We start from the raw sequence: 1,085 nt of genomic DNA, 5'->3' as shown, positions 1-1,085 counted from the left end.
AGGGCGCTTACCACTTTGTGATTCATGACTGGGGTGAAGTCGTAACAAGGTAACCGTAGGGGAACCTGCGGTTGGATCACCTCCTTACCTTAAAGAACCTGCCTTTGCAGTGCTCACACAGATTGTCTGATGAAAAGTAAATAGCAAGGCGTCTTGCGATTGAGACTGTACGTCCCCTTCGTCTAGAGGCCCAGGACACCGCCCTTTCACGGCGGTAACAGGGGTTCGAATCCCCTAGGGGACGCCACTTGCTGGTTCGTGAGTGAAAGTCACCTGCCGTCATATCTCAAAACTGACTTGCGAGTCATGTTTGAGATATTTGCTCTTTAAAAATCTGGATCAAGCTGAAAATTGAAACGACACACAGCTCATGTGTGTTCGAGTCTCTCAAATTTTCGCAATCGGAAGTGAAACATCTTCGGGTTGTGAGGTTAAGCGACTAAGCGTACACGGTGGATGCCCTGGCAGTCAGAGGCGATGAAGGACGTGCTAATCTGCGAAAAGCGACGGCGAGGTGATATGAACCTTTGACCCGTCGATGTCCGAATGGGGAAACCCAGTGTGATTCGTCACACTATCGTTAACTGAATACATAGGTTAACGAGGCGAACCGGGGGAACTGAAACATCTAAGTACCCCGAGGAAAAGAAATCAACCGAGATTCCCCCAGTAGCGGCGAGCGAACGGGGAGCAGCCCGGAGTCTGAATCAGCTTGTGTGTTAGTGGAACGGTCTGGAAAGTCCGACGGTACAGGGTGATAGTCCCGTACACGAAAACACACTTGCTGTGAACTCGAAGAGTAGGGCGGGACACGTGGTATCCTGTCTGAATATGGGGGGACCATCCTCCAAGGCTAAATACTCCTGACTGACCGATAGTGAACCAGTACCGTGAGGGAAAGGCGAAAAGAACCCCGGCGAGGGGAGTGAAAAAGAACCTGAAACCGTGTACGTACAAGCAGTGGGAGCACCTTCGGGTGTGACTGCGTACCTTTTGTATAATGGGTCAGCGACTTATATTCTGTAGCAAGGTTAACCGTATAGGGGAGCCGAAGGGAAACCGAGTCTTAACTGGGCGTTAAGTTG

The 1,085-nt window shown here is 50.7% G+C and carries 1 tRNA gene and 2 rRNA genes; all 3 read left to right on the top strand.

Annotation, left to right across the window (positions count from 1 at the left end):
* A 16S ribosomal RNA gene (locus ACOTX1_RS23780) occupies positions 1–87 on the top strand; the annotation flags it as partial.
* An 84-nt stretch (positions 88–171) separates the two neighbouring features.
* A tRNA-Glu gene (locus ACOTX1_RS23775) sits at positions 172–247 on the top strand.
* 182 nt (positions 248–429) lie between these two features.
* A 23S ribosomal RNA gene (locus tag ACOTX1_RS23770) occupies positions 430–1,085 on the top strand; the annotation flags it as partial.

Source organism: Enterobacter cloacae complex sp. IR5401 (assembly GCF_049238425.1).
Lineage (GTDB): Bacteria > Pseudomonadota > Gammaproteobacteria > Enterobacterales > Enterobacteriaceae > Enterobacter > Enterobacter hormaechei_C.
The sequence above is the reverse complement of the archived record's forward strand: the minus strand, read 5'-3'. Positions and strand labels throughout refer to the sequence as shown.